This is a genomic window from Streptomyces sp. NBC_01497 (assembly GCF_036250695.1).
Lineage (GTDB): Bacteria > Actinomycetota > Actinomycetes > Streptomycetales > Streptomycetaceae > Streptomyces.
The window spans coordinates 8,320,885-8,337,717 of record NZ_CP109427.1; the positions used below are offsets into that span (position 1 = coordinate 8,320,885).

General features: G+C 70.6%; 13 protein-coding genes. 5 read left to right on the forward strand and 8 right to left on the reverse strand.

What is annotated here, in order from left to right; genetic code table 11:
- Positions 1-440: 440 nt before the first annotated feature.
- From OG310_RS35070 to OG310_RS35080, 3 genes are all read right to left on the reverse strand, one after another.
- A complete protein-coding gene (locus OG310_RS35070) occupies positions 441-1,727 on the reverse strand; it encodes an MDR family MFS transporter (protein ID WP_329459884.1) in 1,287 nt (428 codons plus the stop codon).
- Positions 1,724-2,995 (reverse strand): ATP-grasp domain-containing protein, encoded by a 1,272-nt coding sequence (locus OG310_RS35075; RefSeq protein ID WP_329459885.1) that lies wholly within the window; start codon positions 2,993-2,995, stop codon positions 1,724-1,726. Before OG310_RS35075 ends, OG310_RS35070 begins: the two co-directional genes overlap by 4 nt.
- Positions 2,996-3,126: 131 nt before the next feature.
- Positions 3,127-4,482 carry an aminotransferase family protein gene (locus OG310_RS35080; RefSeq protein WP_329459886.1) on the reverse strand — a complete coding sequence of 452 codons (1,356 nt, stop codon included), beginning with the start codon at positions 4,480-4,482 and terminating at the stop codon, positions 3,127-3,129.
- Between the two features lie 222 nt (positions 4,483-4,704).
- Between OG310_RS35080 and OG310_RS35085 the strand changes: the two genes are divergently transcribed.
- The gene (locus tag OG310_RS35085) at positions 4,705-5,889 is read left to right on the forward strand and encodes an LLM class flavin-dependent oxidoreductase (RefSeq protein ID WP_329459887.1); all 1,185 of its coding nucleotides are present in this window, start codon (positions 4,705-4,707) and stop codon (positions 5,887-5,889) included.
- 13 nt (positions 5,890-5,902) lie between these two features.
- Positions 5,903-6,907 carry an alpha/beta fold hydrolase gene (locus tag OG310_RS35090; protein ID WP_329459888.1) on the forward strand — a complete coding sequence of 335 codons (1,005 nt, stop codon included), beginning with the start codon at positions 5,903-5,905 and terminating at the stop codon, positions 6,905-6,907.
- A gap of 123 nt (positions 6,908-7,030) precedes the next feature.
- Here the strand turns inward: OG310_RS35090 and argJ are convergent, their stop codons facing one another.
- From argJ to OG310_RS35115, 5 genes are all read right to left on the reverse strand, one after another.
- The gene (gene argJ / locus OG310_RS35095) at positions 7,031-8,212 is read right to left on the reverse strand and encodes a bifunctional glutamate N-acetyltransferase/amino-acid acetyltransferase ArgJ (protein WP_329459889.1); all 1,182 of its coding nucleotides are present in this window, start codon (positions 8,210-8,212) and stop codon (positions 7,031-7,033) included.
- A 180-nt stretch (positions 8,213-8,392) separates the two neighbouring features.
- On the reverse strand, positions 8,393-9,367 hold the full coding sequence (gene cs1 / locus OG310_RS35100; RefSeq protein ID WP_329459890.1) for a clavaminate synthase Cs1: 975 nt from the start codon (positions 9,365-9,367) through the stop codon (positions 8,393-8,395).
- Entirely contained in the window at positions 9,364-10,314 is a 951-nt protein-coding gene (speB, locus tag OG310_RS35105) for an agmatinase (protein WP_329459891.1), read from the reverse strand. Before speB ends, cs1 begins: the two co-directional genes overlap by 4 nt.
- 39 nt (positions 10,315-10,353) lie before the next feature.
- On the reverse strand, positions 10,354-11,874 hold the full coding sequence (locus tag OG310_RS35110) for an asparagine synthase-related protein (RefSeq protein ID WP_329459892.1): 1,521 nt from the start codon (positions 11,872-11,874) through the stop codon (positions 10,354-10,356).
- Position 11,875: 1 nt separating this feature from the next.
- Positions 11,876-13,591 (reverse strand): thiamine pyrophosphate-binding protein, encoded by a 1,716-nt coding sequence (locus tag OG310_RS35115; RefSeq protein ID WP_329459893.1) that lies wholly within the window; start codon positions 13,589-13,591, stop codon positions 11,876-11,878.
- 397 nt (positions 13,592-13,988) lie between these two features.
- Here OG310_RS35115 and OG310_RS35120 point away from each other — a divergent pair, with 397 nt between their 5' ends.
- The 3 genes from OG310_RS35120 (at position 13,989) to OG310_RS35130 (ending at position 16,829) form a co-directional block, all read left to right on the forward strand.
- The gene (locus OG310_RS35120) at positions 13,989-14,981 is read left to right on the forward strand and encodes an aldo/keto reductase (protein WP_329459894.1); all 993 of its coding nucleotides are present in this window, start codon (positions 13,989-13,991) and stop codon (positions 14,979-14,981) included.
- A 173-nt stretch (positions 14,982-15,154) separates the two neighbouring features.
- Positions 15,155-15,589 (forward strand): nuclear transport factor 2 family protein, encoded by a 435-nt coding sequence (locus OG310_RS35125; protein ID WP_329459895.1) that lies wholly within the window; start codon positions 15,155-15,157, stop codon positions 15,587-15,589.
- Positions 15,590-15,629: 40 nt separating this feature from the next.
- A complete protein-coding gene (locus OG310_RS35130; protein WP_329459896.1) occupies positions 15,630-16,829 on the forward strand; it encodes a serine hydroxymethyltransferase in 1,200 nt (399 codons plus the stop codon).
- Positions 16,830-16,833 lie beyond the last annotated feature (4 nt).

Below are 16,833 nucleotides of genomic sequence, written 5' to 3' on the forward strand. Positions count from 1 at the left end.
CGCGCGCGCCCGGGAAGGGGCCGGTGCCGGCCGTCCGTAGCGGTACGCGAGTGGCGCCCGGCGGAGATCAAGCGCGGGCTCGCGTACGGGACCCGCTTGAAACCGTGCTCGTACAGCTGGACCTCATGGGGAGTCGGGTTCGGGTTCCCCGTACAGGAACCCCGTTGCGGCAGTTCCGTGCCACCGGTGTGTCCGCGAGGCCCGTCGTGGCGCGGGCATCCCGGGCTCTTGCGGGCTGTCGTGCGACGGGCGTCCACGGCCCGGCTGGGCCCGGGTCGTGGCGGGCGTCCCCTCCGGGTACCGACGCGGACTGCAGAAGACCGGACTGCAGAAGACCGGACTGCGGGAGGACGGACTGCGGGAGGACGGCGGCCCCGCAGCCGTCCCGCGGCTCGCCACGTGGTGGACGTAGAACCCTCAGCAGGGCTCTCTCCGTCCGGTCACGGCGCTACCGCGTCCGTGCCCTCGGACAGCGTCACGGGGGCGGACACCGCGCGTCTCAGCCGTCCGAGCAGCAGGTGGGCCGAGGCCGCCATCAGCGCCAGGATCAGGCACATCGTCCAGACGACCGCAGTGTTGAACGTCTGGATCAACTGCCCGCTGATGAGCGGCGCCAGGGCCACGGAGGCACTCCACACGGACAGGAACCAGCCCTGGTAGGTGCCATGGGCGTGGGGCGGCGCCAGGGCGGCGACGAGCGCCATACAGGTGGGCCACACCACGATCTCTCCCAGACTCCAGATCACCACGGTCGCCGCGTATCCGGGCAGGGAGTGGACGAGAGCGGTCAGTGCCAGACCGACTCCGGTGGTGACCGTGGCGGCGGCGAGAGCGGACTCGGGACGCAGCCGCCCGGCCAGTCGGGTCAACGGCAGCTGAAGGACAGCGATGACGAGGCCGTTCATCATCATGGCCAGGCCGTAGTCGCCCGGGGTGAGATGATCGGCCGTCATGGTCAGGGGCAACGCGACGAGCGGTTGTTGGAACAGCACCCCCAACAGCAGGATCGAGCCGAGCAGGACCAGGAAAGGCCGGTCACGATGGACGGCGGGGGCCGGCCGGGCGTTCGTACCGGCCTGCGTGCCGCCGCTCTTCGCGGCCGGGGCGGGCCGGGTCTCGGGCACCCATCGGTAGACGACGGCTCCGGCGGCCAGGTTGGCCAGCGCGTTGACGACGAAAAGGATGACGAAGCCGTGTTCGGCAGCCGAGCCGGCGGTCACGGCAGCCACGGAGAAGCCCAGGTTGGTGGCCCAGTAGAGCAGCGAGTAGGCGCGCGGCCGATCGGTCGGGTCGACCAGGTCGGCGACGGCCGCCGCACGGGCGGGCCGCGTGGCGTTCAGCCCCACCCCCACCACCAGCGTGCCGACGAGCACCAGCGCTTCGGAGCGCGCCGTGCCGAGTACCACCATGCCGGTGACGGCCAGGGCCTCGCTGGCCAGGAGAACCGCGCGGCGGCCCAGGCGGTCGGCCAGAACCCCGCCCAGCAGTGACGCGATTCCGCTGCCGACGCCGAACACGGCGAGTGTCAGGCCGGTGAACGAGGCCGAGTAGCCCCGTTCACCGGTCAGGTAGATCGCCAGGAACGGAAGGACGAACCCGCCGGCCGAGGTGATGAGCATCCCTGCCCAGAGCCACCAGAACGGGCGGGGGAGTCCGCTCACGGCGGTGCGCAGAGGACCCGCGAGGCGTTGTGCGCCACGGTGCACCGCGCCGTGGCGCGTGCTCAACTCCTCTCCTCCTCGTACGCGACGTGCAGCGTGCTCGCGAGGTGATCGCGGTAGGCCACCGCCTCCGCGTCCGACGTGTGCCGGGAGAGCACGATGGCCGGGTACCCGGACCAGTCCGGGTAGGGGCGGAGCAGCGCGCCGGGACCGACCGTCTCCACTACGTGGTCCACCCGGGGGTCCTCGCGCACTGCCTCCAGGCCGCGCACGCCGCTGATCCGGCCGCCGGTGCCGACCGGGACGAGGTACGCGGCAGCGACGCCTGTGGGTACGGGTTCCTCGCTCCAGCACAGTGGTTCCAGGCCGAGATGGACACGCAGGGCCTCCGCGGCCAGGTCGATGCCGCTGCTGACGTGGACGAGGTAGTGCATGAAGCCCCCGCCACCGATCCGCGCGCCCGTCTCCAGGAGAACCGGCCGTATCCCGCCGACCAGCCTCAGCTCGGTGTGGGTGGTGCCTTCTGTCAGGCCGAAGGCGTGGTGCGCGGCGATGACCTCCGCCTCGACCGCCGCCAGTACCTCGGCCGGCAGCCGGGCGGGGGCCCGCAGGGTCGTCTCCTCGAAGTAGGGGCCCGTGAGCTCACCCTTCCAGCTGATGGCGCAGACACGGACCTTCCCGTGGTGGATCAGGGACTCGGCGGAGATCTCCGGACCGTCCAGATACTCCTCGACCAGCACGCCCGCTTCCTCGGCTGGCGCGTCGGCGCTGCGCAGGTGGGTCTCGACGAGTTCCCAGGTGCGGGCCACGGCTTGCTTCAGGTCGTCCTTGTCGTCGACGCGGATCACACCGAGGCTGGAGAAGCCGTTCGCCGGCTTGACCACGACGGGAAAGCGCAGGGCCAGCGCGTCGGTCCAGCCGTCCGGATCGTCGAGCACCGTGAAGCCGGGGGTGCCGAGCCCCGCCTCCCGCAGAAGGCGGCGCATACGGCGCTTGTCGCGTACCACCGCTGCCGCCTGATCGGTCAGGCCCGGCAGGCCCAACTCCCGTGCGGCGCGCGCCACGAAGGGCACGACCTTCTCGTTGCCCGCCATGATTCCGCCGAACGGTTCACGCCGGTAGCGGTCGGAAAGCACAGCCAGAGCGGCCTCCTGGTCGCCGTCGATGTCGAGCGGCAGCACTTCGACCACCGCGGCGGCTCGCGCGGCCGCCTCCGGGGTGTCGTCACCCCGGAGGACGAGGATCAGGTCGATTCCCGCGCGGTCGGCCGCGTCGAAGACCCAGGGAAGGGTGGACAACTGTCCGACGAGAAGGAGTTTCGGACGCTGTGGCATGGCGTTCTCCGATGGTCGATGCAGAACGAGGGGGGTGGCCGGCCGGGCCGGTACTGCCTCGTCCCGAAGTCTGCTCGGTCGACTTGAGGCAGACTTGCAAACCGCTGGACGTGGCGCTGGGCGGGGAGCTGTCAGCGCACGTGACCGTCGGGGTCCGTCCGGCTGAGCACCGACCGCAGCCCCTCGACGAGTTCGTCCGCCTCGTTGCGTGTGAACACCAGCGGCGGATTGATCACCAGGGCGTACGGGTTGGTGCGCAGGATGATGCCCGCCGTTTCCCGCAGGGCGTCCGACACCTCGCCGGTACCCTTCGGCAGCGAGGAGCGCGTCTCCTTGTCCGACGTCAGTTCCACGGCCATCTGCAGGCCCAGCCTGCGTACCTCTGCGACGACCGGCACATCGGTCAGTTCCTCAAGCCTGCGGCCCAGATAGTCACCGATCACCGAGGCGTTCGCCAGCAGTCCCTCACGTTCGATGATGTCGAGGTTGGCGAGCGCCACCGCGCACGCTGTGGGGTGCCCGGTGTACGTGTAGCCGACGGGGAAGCCGAGTTCGCCGGTCACCTGCGCGGCGACCTCCTCGGTCGTCAGGACCGCGCCGTGCGGAAGATACCCGGACGTGATGCCCTTCGCGGTGACCATGATGTCGGGGGTCACCCCGTAGTGGTCGGCGGCGAACCAGTGGCCGGTGCGTCCGTAGGCCGTCACGACCTCGTCGGAGATCAGCAGGATGCCGTAGGAGCGCAGGAGTTCCGCGACCCGCGGCCAGTAGTCCTCCGGCGGGACGATCGCGCCTCCGCCACCCATGACCGGCTCGCCGATCATGGCGGCGATCCTCTCCGGGCCGATGCGCTCGATGCTCTCGCGCAGTTCCGCCAGGCAGAAGTCGCTGACGTCGGCGCCGTCGAACAGATCCCTGCGGTACGGGTGCGGAGGGGTCAGAAAGTGCACGTCCGGCAGGGAAGGCCCGAAACCCTGGTGGTAGACCGGGGATCCGGACACCCCGCCGCTGCCGTAGCCGACACCGTGGTAGGCCATGCGGCGGGAGAGGACCCAGGTCCGCTGCGTCTCGCCGCGGCGGTGGTGGTAGAGCCGCGCCATGCGCAGGGCGATCTCGTTGCCCTCGGCCCCGCCGCTGGTGAAGTACACCTGGCTCAAGCCCTCGGGACTCAACTTCGTCAGCCGGGTGGCAAGTTCGATGGCGCGGTCGTTGGTGAGGGTTCCCCAGGTGTGGAAGTACTCCAGGCGGGTCATCTGGTCCGCCGCCGCCCGGGCGAGTTCCGCGCGCCCGTGTCCCACCTGGCACACACCGAGCACCGCCGAGGCGTCCAGGTACTCGCGGCCGGCGGCGTCGCGGACGCGGCTGCCGGAGCCGGACACCAGGACCGTCCGGTCGGTGCGGTGGGCGGGCAGTGTGGGATGGATGAGGGTGGCACGGTCCGCTGCGACGAGCCCTGTTTCGAGCACGGCGGGGGCTTCAGAGGTCACGGGGCGCTCCTTCGGAAGGCTGAGGCTGCTCCTCACACTCGCGTCGCCCGCTTGATGAACGCTGGACGCCCCGCTGTGTGTTCGGCCGCCGCGCCGGTCCCCGCGAAGAGCCTTTTCAGCCTCGCGACAGACACCACGTCAAGCGGACGCCAAGGGCCCACTGGGACGATCGGGTCTCCCCCCGCATCCCCTTCTCGGTGCTCAGACCCGAAAGGATCCCCGGTGAAATCGATCCTCTTCTACCTGCCGACCGTCGGCAGCCACGCACAGGTCCTGCGCGGCATGTCGGGCGTCAACCCGCAGAACTACCAGAACATGCTCAGGCAGCTCACCCAGCAGGCCCAGGCAGCCGACGAACTCGGCTACTGGGGACTGTCGTTCACCGAGCACCACTTCCATGTCGAGGGGTTCGAGGTCTCCAACAACCCCATCATGCTCGGCCTGTACCTGGCCATGCAGACCAAGCACATCCGCGTCGGGCAGATGGCCAACATCCTGCCCTTCCACAACCCGGTGCGACTCGCCGAAGACCTGGCCATGCTCGACCACATGGCCCACGGGCGCACCTTCGTCGGCATCGCGCGCGGCTTCCAGAAGCGCTGGGCCGAGATCATGGGCCAGGTGTACGGAGTCGGGGGAACACTCTCCGACGCGGGGGAGAACGACCGTCGCAACCGCGCGCTCTTCGAGGAGCACTGGGAGATCCTCAAGAAGGCGTGGACGACGGAGACCTTCTCGCACTCCGGTGACCAGTGGACCATCCCCGTCAAGGACTTGGAGTTCGACTACGACGCCGTGCGCCGCTACGGCCGAGGCGTCGACGAGAGGGGGATCGTCCACGAGGTGGGCATCGCTCCCAAGCCCTATCAGCGTCCTCACCCGCCGGTGTTCCAGCCCTTCAGTTTCAGTGAGGACACCTTCCGCTTCTGCGCCCGTGAGGGCGTGGTGCCCATCATGATGAACACCGACGACCGGATCGTCCGGCGCCTGATGGACCTCTACCGTCAGGAGGCCGAGGCGGCGGGGCACGGCACACTGCGGCGGGGCGAGCGCATCGGCGTGATGAAGGACGTACTGGTGTCGAGGGACGCCGACGAGGCCCACCACTGGGCGGCGCGCGGCGGCGGTTTCATCTTCGAGAACTGGTTCGGCCCCATGGGTTTCACCGAGGCGCTGCGCAACGTCGGGGAGAAGGGGCCGATCGGCTCCGACTACGCGACGCTGGTCGACCGGGGCCTGGAGTGGGTCGGTACCCCGGACGACATCAACCGCAAGATCGAGAAGCTGGTGGAGCAGCACGACCCGGAGTACCTGCTGCAGTGCCAGTACTCCGGTCTGATCCCGTCGGATGTGCAGTTGCGCAGCCTTGAGCTGTGGGCCACCGAGATCGCGCCGAACTGGCTGTGAACAGGAGCACACAGTGGACCACGACGTCTTCGAAATCGACGAACTGCCGCTGCTCGGCGGCGGGACCCTCACCGACGCGCGGATCGGCTACGCCGTGCACGGGACACTCGACGCGGACGGCTCCAACGCCGTCCTGTGCCCGTCCTTCTTCGGCGGCGACCACACCGGCTACGACTGGCTGATCGGCGCGGGCCGGCCGTTGGACACGCGCCGCTACTGCGTCATCACCGCGGGCCTGTTCGGCAACGGTGTCTCCAGCTCGCCCAGCAACCATGCGACGGGGGCGGACTTCCCGCTGATCACCCCGCAGGACAACATCGCGGCCCAGCACCGGCTCCTTACCGAACACCTGGGCGTCCGGGAGCTGGCGCTGGTCGCCGGATGGTCGATGGGCGCGGCGCACACCTACCAGTGGGCGGTCTCCCACCCGCGGATGGTGCGCCGGATCGCGCCGGTCTGCGGTGCCGCCGTGACCAGCGAGCACAACCGGGTCTTCCTGTCCGGCCTGGCGGCGGCACTGGCCGCGGACGGGGGTGCGGAGCGGGGGCAGCGCGCGGCGGGCCGTGTCTTCGCGGGATGGGCGGCCTCGCATCCCTTCTGGGCGGAGGAACGCTACCGGGAACTCGGATTCGCCGGCCGGGACGACTATCTCGCCGGCTTCTGGGAGCCGTTCTTCGTGGCCGGGCCACCCGCCGAGGACCTGCTGGCCATGGTCCGCACCTGGGAGCAGGCGGACGTGGGCGCGACCCCCGGCTTCCACGGCGACACCGCGGCGGCGCTGGCCTCGGTCACGGCCGAGGCGGTGCTGCTGCCCGGCGCCCTCGACCAGTGCTTCGCCGTCGCGGACGAGGAGCGGGCCGCCACCCTGCTGCCGCACGCGGCACTGGAGGTGATCCCGGGCGTGTGGGGCCACCTGGCGGGGGCGGGGGCGAACGGCGCCGACCGCGACTTCGTCGGCAGCGCGCTGACCCGGTTGCTGGCACGCCGGACGGCGGTGGCCGCGGCACCGGCCGGGTGACGACCGGCGCCGCGAGGAGAACAGGAGAGACCGGGAGGCGGAGAGCCCGGGAAGAGCGACACGGTCAACGAACCAGCGGACGGCGCCTCCGGCGCCGTCCGCTGCCGTGCCGACGCCGACGGGTCACGTCGAATAGTCGGCGTTCAGCCGCACGTAGCCCTCGGTGAGGTCACAGCCGTACACGGTGAAGGCCCCGTCCCCGATGCCGAGATCGATGCCGATGACGACCTCGCTGCCGTTCATCTCCGCGGCGACGGCGGCCCGTACGCTCTCCTCGTCGTGCGCGCCGGCGCGGCCGGGCGGGTAGACCCCCACCTCACCGAAGCGGATGGCCACCCGGTCCTGGTCGATGTCGGTGTCGGCGGAGCACTTGCCGATCGCCATGGCCACACGGCCCCAGTTGGGATCCCCGCCGTGCACCGCGGTCTTGACCAACGGGGAGTTCACCACGGCCTTGCCCACGCGCTTGGCCTGGGCGTCGTCACGGGCGCCGCCCACCCGTACCTCGATCAGCTTGTCCGCGCCCTCGCCGTCGCTGGCGATGTCCTTCACCAGCGCCAACGCGACCTCGTACAGGGCCTCTTCGAAGTCATCCGCGTTGACTTCGCCCGCGAGGCCGTTGGCGAACAGGGCCGAGGTGTCGCTCGTCGAGGTGTCGGTGTCGATGCTGACGGCGTTGAAGGTGCGGTCCATGACACGACGGAAGAGGCGGTCCTGCTCCTCCGCGTCCAGCCGGGCGTCGGTGGCGAAGAAGGTGAGGAGAGTCGCCATGTCGGGCTCCATCATGCCGACGCCCTTGGCCATGCCGACCAGGACCGCGTCGCCCACCCGGCGGCGGACCAGCTTGGGCCGCGTGTCGGTGGTCATGATGGCCCGGGCGGCGCGTTCGAAGCCTCCCTCTGGCAAGGGCGCCCCCAGCGTCTTGATGTGGTCGCGGATCGCGGGCATCGGGTACTGCCGGCCGATGACGCCGGTGGACGCGATCATGAGCTCGTCCTCGGGCACCCCGGCCGCCCGGGCCGTCAGCGCGCGCACCTCAAGCGCGTTGGCCATCCCCTCCTCTCCGGTTGCGACGTTGGCGTTGCGCGCCAGGACCACCACGCCCCGGGCGCTGCGGTCCGCGCAGGCCGCACGGCTCACCACAACGCTCGGGCCGGCGAAGCGGGAGCGGGTGAAGACCGCACTCACCGTGGCGGGTACGGCGGACAGGACGACGGTGAAGTCGTCGCGTCCGTCGTCCAGAAGGCCGACCGGCGCGGTGTGCACGCCGAAGCCCCGCGGTGCGAAGGCGTCGTCGTCTGTCATGTTGATTCGTCTCCTGATCGGGTGTGGCGGCTGTGGGCCGACGCTACAGGTCTCGATCCGTAGCATGCCGCCCGCGACGCGGTCCGAACCGTACTCGGCGCGCGCGGGCGCGGGGGAGCCGGGCGGCGCGGGAGCTCCGTTGCTCCCTCGCCACCCGGCTCCCGGTGCGGTGCCGCGGGTTCAGCCGCGGGGGGTGAAGCTCACCACGTCGCCCGCGCGCTCGCCGCCGGACAACTGCCCGTTGCGCTCGGTGCGGATATAGACCCGGTGCAGCCAGCGGTCCCGCCCGTCCCACCGGGGAGTGAAGGGGGTGCGGGCGTGCGTGGTACGGAAGTTGTCGACGATGAGGAGATCGCCGGGGGTCAGGTGGACCGCCTCGGTGACCTCGTCCAGCGCCTTCGACAGCGCGTCGACCGCTTTCACATCCCCGGGCTCCGTCGGGGCCAGCAGCTCCCGGTCGTAGCCGAGGAAGGGATCGTCCCGCTCCCCGTACAGCGGCTTGACCCGGGCGATCGCACCGGGGTCCGGCACACCGCCGCGGAAGGCGACGTCCACGCAGCACGGCATCTTCCGGTCGTAGAGCCGCGCGAGCGTCTCGCTGCTGAGCAGCGGCAGCGCCTTGCGCACCGATGCGACCAAAGTGGCCGCCGTGCGGTCGTGGTCCGCCCGCGAGCAGGCCAGCATCACGTAGTTCGGCTGGAGGTGGTGGTAGGCCATCTCCGTGTGGAACTCCAGCAGAGTCTCCGACGTCTCGGAGGACAGGTAGTGGGCGTTCGGCGACGGGTACACGTCGTGGTAGACGGTGCCCGAACGCAGCTCCTGGTAGCCGGTGTGCAGACCCAGGCGGCGTCCGATGACCCCGAGCACGGCCTCCATGACCATCAGCGGGCGGTCCTCAGGCGCCGGTGTGCTGGTCGGGGTGGTCGGCAGGACTTCGGTGGCTTCCACGGGCAGACCCCGCAGCAGCAGGTAACCGTCCTGGTTGCCGCGGGAGTTGAAGGAGTCCAGCTCGCCTGCCAGGGCGGCCGGCAGGTCGAGGGACGCCGCCTCGGCGGAGTCGAGGAAGGCGTACAGGTCGGCACGGGGGACGCGCGGCAGCCGCTCGAAGAGCGCGAGCAGGTCCCCGGCGAATGGGGTGCAGTCCACGACTGTCACTGGGCATTCCTTTCGTGGGTGTGGGCGCGGGCGTACTGGTAGAGCAGCTCCGCGCCGATCTCGGTGGCGAGGATCGAAGTGATGCCGCCGTGGTCGTACAGCGGCGAGACCTCCATGACGTCGAAGCCGACCGGCCGCAGGTCTCCCACGGAACGCAGCAGAGCCAGCACCTCGCGTGAGGTCAGGCCACCGGGTGCGGGAGTCCCGGTCCCCGGCGCGAAGGCGGGGTCCATGACGTCGACGTCCACCGAGACGTACAGCGGGGCGTCGCCGGCGATCTCCCGAACCAGCCGCGCGGTGGCGTCGGTGCCGAGGGCGGTGAACTCGTCGGTGGTGACGATGCGCACGCCGTGCCCGCGGGCGTAGTCGAGTGAGTCGGGCTTCGGGTTGTGTCCGCGTATGCCGATCTGCACCATGCGCCCCGGGTCCACGAGCTTCTCGTCGATGGCATGCCGGAAGGGGGTGCCGTGGTGGTACTCGCCGCCGTAGAAGGCGGGGTTCGTGTCGCTGTGCGCGTCGAGGTGGAGCACGGCCAGCGGCCCGTGCTTGCCCGAGACGGCCCGCAGCGCGGCGAGTGTGAGCGAGTGGTCGCCGCCCAGCATGAGGAACGCCCCGTTGTCGGCGAGCAGTTCGGTCAGCCGGCGCTGGGCGTGGTCCATCGCGATGTGCATGTTGAACGGGGTCAGATCGATGTCACCGGCATCGACGCACCGGATCAGGTCGAACGTGCCGGGCCCCCGGTCGATGCCCACCCCGTGGATGAGTCCGGACTCGTTGCGGATGGACCGGGGGCCGAAGCGCGCCCCAGGACGGTAACTGGTGCCGCCGTCGTACGGTGCGCCGACGACGACGACGTCCAGGCCGCTGGGGTCCGGATCGTGCGGCAGGCGCATGAAGGTGGGGATCTGCGCGTAGCGGGGGGAGACATTGATGTCGATGCGTTCCACGCCGTCATGACTCCTTCGGGTCTGCGGTGCCACGATCCGTCACGAGCCGGCCCCCACGCGGTGCCGCAGCCGGTCGGTGACCGACTGGACGGCCTGCGCGGTGTCCACCTCGTCCGGGTGCCGTCCCGCCACCACCACCTCGTCGAACAGTTCCCGCACCACGAGGCGCTTGGCCTGGTGAACGCGGGACGGCTCGATTCCGGCGTCGCCGAGCAGCCGGCTGAATGACGACGTGGTACCGGAACCCTCGTGCACGCCGAGCTTGGGACGGGTGACGGTCTGCGCGGGCAGTAGGTCGGCCATGGCGGCCCGCAGCACCCACTTGTCCTGCCCGTAGCGGCGCTTGAGCCCCGACTCCACGGCGACCAGGAGGTCGAGGACCTCGCGGTCCCAGTACGGATGGGTGGACCAGTGGCCGCCGATGCCGGAGAGCACCGGCGACATCTCGTTGAGCCCGTCGTACGTCGCCATGTCGTGGGCGAGCGCGCTGTCCAGGGCGGGCAGCCGGTCCTCGCGGTGCATACCGCCCAGCGGGATGTCGGCCCCGTACCCGGTCAGGATGCGCCGGCCCGGGCCCTCCAGCCGCAGATAGAGAGCGGTGAGCGGCAGCAGGTACTCGATGATGTCCGGATCGAGGGACTCCGCCGCCCAGACGGCGTGCGGCAGGCGGCGCAGCAACTCGGCCGTGGTGATGGTGACCTCGCGATGCACCGTGCCGAGGTGGTCGGCGACGACGCGGGACTGCGGGAACTCGTCGGCGACGTCGGTCCCCATCGACACGGTCCCGATGGGTCCGTCCGCCTCCAGGGCCGCCAGCGCGGCGACACTGGAGGAGTCGATCCCGCCTGAGAGGACCACGAGCGGCGCCGTCGGGCCCGAGCGCGCGCGGACCGCGCGCAGCAGGCTCCGACGGACGGCGTCCACCGCGTCCGCCTCCGGCAGGATCCGGCGGTGCAACGGCGGCGCCCACGTCCGGTGGGCCGTGCACGTGCCGCCGCCGAGGGCGATCTCCAGCACGGTCCCGGCCGGGACCTGGTGCACACCGGGCAGTCGGCGCACCGGGCGGGCAGCGCGCAGCGTACGACCCGCCGCCACGCCCCGCAGCGCCTTCGCCTCGGTCGCGGCCGCCACGCGGCCCGGCGCGACGCTCAGGTAGACAGGGACCGAGCCCGCGTGGTCCGTGGCGAGAAGGACCCGGCCCGCGGCGTGCACGAGGACCGCGAAGCGCCCGTTGAGAAGGCGGAACGCGTGCAGGTCGTAGTGCTCGAAGAGCGCGAGGACGAGCTCCGCGTCGTTGGTGGGGCCGGCGCCGGACGGCAGCAGCGAGCGCAGTGCCTCCTGGTTGTAGAGCTCCCCGGCCAGCACGAGCGAGGCGTTCCGTCCGCGCGCCCTGGCGCCGTCCGGGTCCCCCGTGTGCACCAGGCCGCTGAACACGGTACGTCCGTCCAGGTCCTCCCTGGTGTCGTCCCGGAGACCGGCCGTCGCCAGGGGCGCGAGCGGGAGCGGTCCTTCCCCCTCCCGCACGGCGGCGAGGAAGCCGGTCGCGGCAGGCAGCGTCATCTCAGATGTCCAGAGCGCCGAAGCCGCCGGCCTTGAAGTCGTAGTTCACCGGTACCTCGATGAGGAACGGCCGTCCCAGCGCGGCACCCTTGCGCAGCGCGGCGACCAGGTCCTCCCGGCTTGCGGCCCGCACCGCCTCCACGCCGTTGGCCTCGGCCAGCTTGGTGAAGTCCACGCCGGTGAACTTGACGACCGGGTCGAAGGAACGGCGGTGGCCGAGGTTCTGGTAGAGCTCGATCAGTCCGTTGGTGTCGTTGTTGACCACCACCGTGACGATCGGCAGGTTGAGCCGTGCGATGGTCTCCAGGTCGGCACTGTTGGAGTGGAAGCCGCCGTCGCCCGCGATGAGGAACGTCGGCTGCCCGGGCCGGGCCATCTGGGCACCCATCGCGGCGGGGATGCCGTAGCCGAAGCTGGAGCAGCCTGCCGATGTCAGGAACCCGAAGGGCTGGTCGGCGCGGGCGAAGAGAACCCCGTAGTGGCGGAAGAAGCCGATGTCGGACACGATCGTGCCCTCTCCCGTCTCCGCCGTCTCGGCCATCACGGTGTTCATGCAGTCGATCACCTGGTGCACCCGCATGCCGTCCGCGTAGGTCTCGGGGTCCGCGAGGAACTCGGCGATCCGCTCCCGCAGCGGGGCGATGTCATGTGCGGTCTTCGGTGTGAGCCGGGCGGTGCGCTCGTCCACGTGTTCCACGAAGGCGAGCACGTCGGTGACCACGTCCACATCCGGCTGGAACACCCGCGGCACGGGGTTGACTGTGGGGGACACCCGCACGGTCTTCTTCTCGCCGCCCCGCTGCCACATCGACGGCCGCAGGTCCTCCGCGTAGTCGTAGCCGAGGGTGATGATCACGTCGACGGGACCGAACAGGGTCTCCAGCGCGGGGAAGGAGAGGATGCCGTCCATGTACCCCGTGACGGCACCGTAGTTGAGCGGGTGGCCCTCCGGCAGGACACCCTTGGCGATGTAGGTGGTGATGACGGGGATGCCGAGCCGTTCCGCGAGCGCGCGGACGGCGGGTGCCGCGCCCGAGCGGATGGCGGCGGCGCCCACCACCAGCACGGGGTGCTCCGCCTCGGCGAGCAGTTCGGCGGCCTCGTCGGCTGCCGCCTGCCAGCCGTCCTGCACCACGCCGAGGGGTTTTTCAGGCGTACGCGCCGGCGGCCGGGACGACGCGGTGTCCGTCTCGGCGCCGAGCAGGTCCACCGGGAGCGAGATGAAGCTCGGCCCGACGGGCTCGGTCATGGCCGCCGAGACCGCCGAGTCCACCAGGTCGGTGATGTCGTCGGGGCGCTGCAGTTCCGCGGCGTACTTGGTCAGCGGGCGCATCACACCGACGGCGTCCACGCACTGGTGGGTGTCGTTGTGGAAGATGTCGTACGACTCGGACTGCGCGGCCAGGGCGATGACCGGCGAGCGGTCGAGCACCGAGGTGGCGACGCCGGTCGACAGGTTCGTCATACCGGGTCCCAGCGTGGCCCAGCAGGCCTGCGGCCGGCCGCTGATCCGGGCGAGTACGTCCGCGGCGACGCCCGCGGTGAACTCGTGGCGGGTCAGGACGAAGTCGATCCCCTCCACCTCGTCGAAGAGAATGGACGCGGCTTCCCGGCCGACCACGCCGAAGACCGTTTCGACTCCGTGGTCCCGCAGGCGTCGAAGCAGGGCGTATGCGGTCGTGGGGTTGTTGCTCGGAGTGGCGGACACGCGCGACATGGAGACTCCTCATGCGTACGGATGTGGCTGCGTTCGTGCGGCTGCGTTCGTGCGGGCCGCGGACTGTGCCCCGAACGCGTCGCTGCCTTCAAAGGCCGGTCCGGCCCGGCACGCATCACCCACTGTGGCGACCCCGCCTTGCACGGAAACGGATGTTTCCCTTGCAGGCAATTCATCCGGCCGCGATTCTCTCCGCTATTCCGATACGGCGCCGAACGACCCACGTACTGCGTGGCGTTGTGGACATCAGGGCGGACCGTTACCGTGCTGCAGTCCGGAGCACGCGGCGCACCGCCCGTCCTTTCCCGCGGCCCCCGCGTCCTGGCCATTCGGCGGCTTCGCATTCCGGGAAAACCTCCGGACCCTGCCGCACCCCACCACCACCGGAGGTTTCGCCATGCCCCCGTTCCACGCCCTGCCCCGGCGCACCCTGCGGGAACTCGAAGTCAGTGCACAAGGGCTGGGCTGCCTGCCCACCACGGAGTTCTACGGCCGTCCCGACCCGGGACGCTCACTCGCCACGATCCGCGCCGCCCTGGAGGCCGGAGTGAACCTGCTGGACACCGCCGACGTACAGGGCCTGGGCGCCGGCGAGGAACTGCTCGGCCGGGCCGTCGCCGGACGACGGGACGACGTGGTGATCGCCAGCAAGTTCGGCATGGTGCGCTCCGCCGAAGGCTTCCAGGGACTGTGCGGCGAACCCTCCTACGTACGTTCCGCCTGCGAGCGCTCGCTCCGGCGCCTGCGCACGGACCGCATCGACCTCTACTACCAGCACTGGATCGACCCGGCGGTTCCCGTCGAGGAGACCGCGGGCGCGGTGGCGGAACTGATCCGGGAAGGCAAAGTGCGCCACTTCGGACTCAGCGAGCCCTCCGTCGCCACACTGCGCCGGGCCGACGCGGAGTACCCGGTCACCGCGGTGCAGAGCGAGTGGAGCCTGTGGACGCGCGACATCGAGGCCGAGATCGTGCCGGTCTGCCGTGAACTGGGGATCGGCGTCGTCGCGTACGCGCCGCTGGGCCGGGGATTCCTGGCCGGCGGGATCACCACGCAGAGCGACCTGGCCGACGAGGACTTCCGCCGCGGCCAGCCGCGCTTCGCCCCCACCGCCCTGGCCCGCAACCAGGAACTGCTGCGCCGCCTGCGTCCCCTCGCCGTCCGGCTCGGCCTGACCCTGGCGCAACTGGGCCTGGCCTGGCTCCACCACCAGGGCGCGGGCGTCGTCCCCATCCCGGGCACCAGCGACCCGGCCCACCTGACGGAGAACCTGTCCGCCGCCACCGTTCACCTGCACGAGGACGATCTCGCCGCGGTGGCCCGTGCCGCCGCCCTCCCCGTTTACGGCGAGCGCTACACGCCCGCGATGCTCGCCATGACCGGCAACTGAGCCTTCCTGCAAGTCCGCAGGCAGAACGCCGTCAAGCCGCCGTCAAGCCGCCCCTGCCATCGTGGCGCCAGGCCGCCGGACGGCCGGGAGAACGACACCGTCCGCCGAGGCGCGCGCCATCCGGGACATCCCATCGGCTTTGGAGGTCGTTCATGCCCGCGGCAACAGCCCCTATGACGGACGAACAGCGAAAAGCCGTCATCACCGCCTATCTCAAAGCCTTCGACAACGGCGGGACCAGTCACGACGGAATCCCCCTCATCGACTTCTTCTCCCAGGACGCGCTCTTCTTCTTCCCCAAATGGGGCCTCGCCCACGGGAAGAGCGAGATCAGCCGCATGTTCGGGAATCTCGGGGAGACCGTCAAGTCGGTCGAGCACCATTTCTCGTCGTTCAACTGGATCACCACCGCAACCGACGTGCTCGCGGTCGAGGGCACCACGCACGGTGAGCACCGCGACGGCCCCTGGCGCGTGGGCGTACCCGAATGGGGCGCGGGACGCTGGTGCGGAGTGTTCGAGGTACGCGGCTTCCTCATCGACCGCGCCTTCATCTACATGGACCCCGACTACGCGGGCAAAGACGTAGCGCGTTACCCGTGGCTCTGACAAGAACGCCCCCGCCCACACCACCCGTACAGGAGCACTGATGGACGTCCTGGCCGCACTCCAGCGCAAGCCCAGCCTCAACCTCTTCCCGATCGAGAACCGCCTCTCGCCGAGGGCCGCAGCGGCACTCGCCACCGACGCGGTCAACCGCTACCCCTACTCCGAGACGCCCGTGGCCGTCTACGGCGACGTCACGGGACTCAACGCCGTCTACGACTACTGCGTCGACCTCACCAAGGAGTTCTACGGCGCCCGCCACGCCTTCGTGCAGTTCCTCTCCGGACTGCACACGATGCACACCGTCCTCACCGCGGTGACCCCCCGCGCCGGCCGGGTCATGGTCCTCGCCCCCGAGAACGGCGGGCACTACGCCACGGTGACCATCTGCGAGAGCTTCGGCTACGAGGTCGGCTTCCTCCCCTTCGACCGCGAACGGCTCCAGATCGACCACGCCGCACTGGCCGCCCACGTCGCCGAACACCCGGTCGACGTGATCTACCTGGACGCCTCCACCACCCTGCGTTTCCCCGACGCCCAGGCGCTGCGGTCGGCCGCCCCCGCCGCGACCATCTGCCTGGACGCCTCACACCTGCTCGGTCTGCTGGCCGCGGCACCCGGCACCCTTCTCCTCGACGGCGGCTTCGACAGCATCTCCGGCAGCACGCACAAGACACTGCCCGGACCGCAGAAGGGCCTCCTCGTCACCAACAGCGACGGCCTCGCCGAAAAGGTCGCTGCACGTATCCCCTTCACCGCGTCGAGTTCCCACTCCGCGACGGTCGCCAGCCTGGCGATCACGCTGGAGGAACTCCTGCCCCACCGGGCCGACTACGCGCGTCAGGTCATCGCCAACGCACGGCGCCTGGGCGAGGAACTGGCCAGGCGGGGATTCGACCTGCCCGGCGAGAGCTTCGGCTACACCGACACGCACCAGGTGTGGCTGCACATGCCGGAAAGCAGCGGTACGCACGCGTGGGGACGACTGCTCACCAGCGCCGACATCCGCACCACGACGGTGGTCCTGCCCAGCAACGCCAGGCCGGGACTGCGGCTGGGCACCCAGGAACTGACCCGCTGGGGCATGAAGGAAGACGACATGGCTGCGGTCGCCGAGCTGCTGGCGCGCCTCCTGCTCCGCTCCGAGGACTCCCGCAAGGTCGCCGCGGACGTCGGTGACCTCGCACGGGAGTTTCCCGGGGTGGCCTACGTCGGGCAACCCGTCCCGGTTGCCGCCGCCTGAGTCC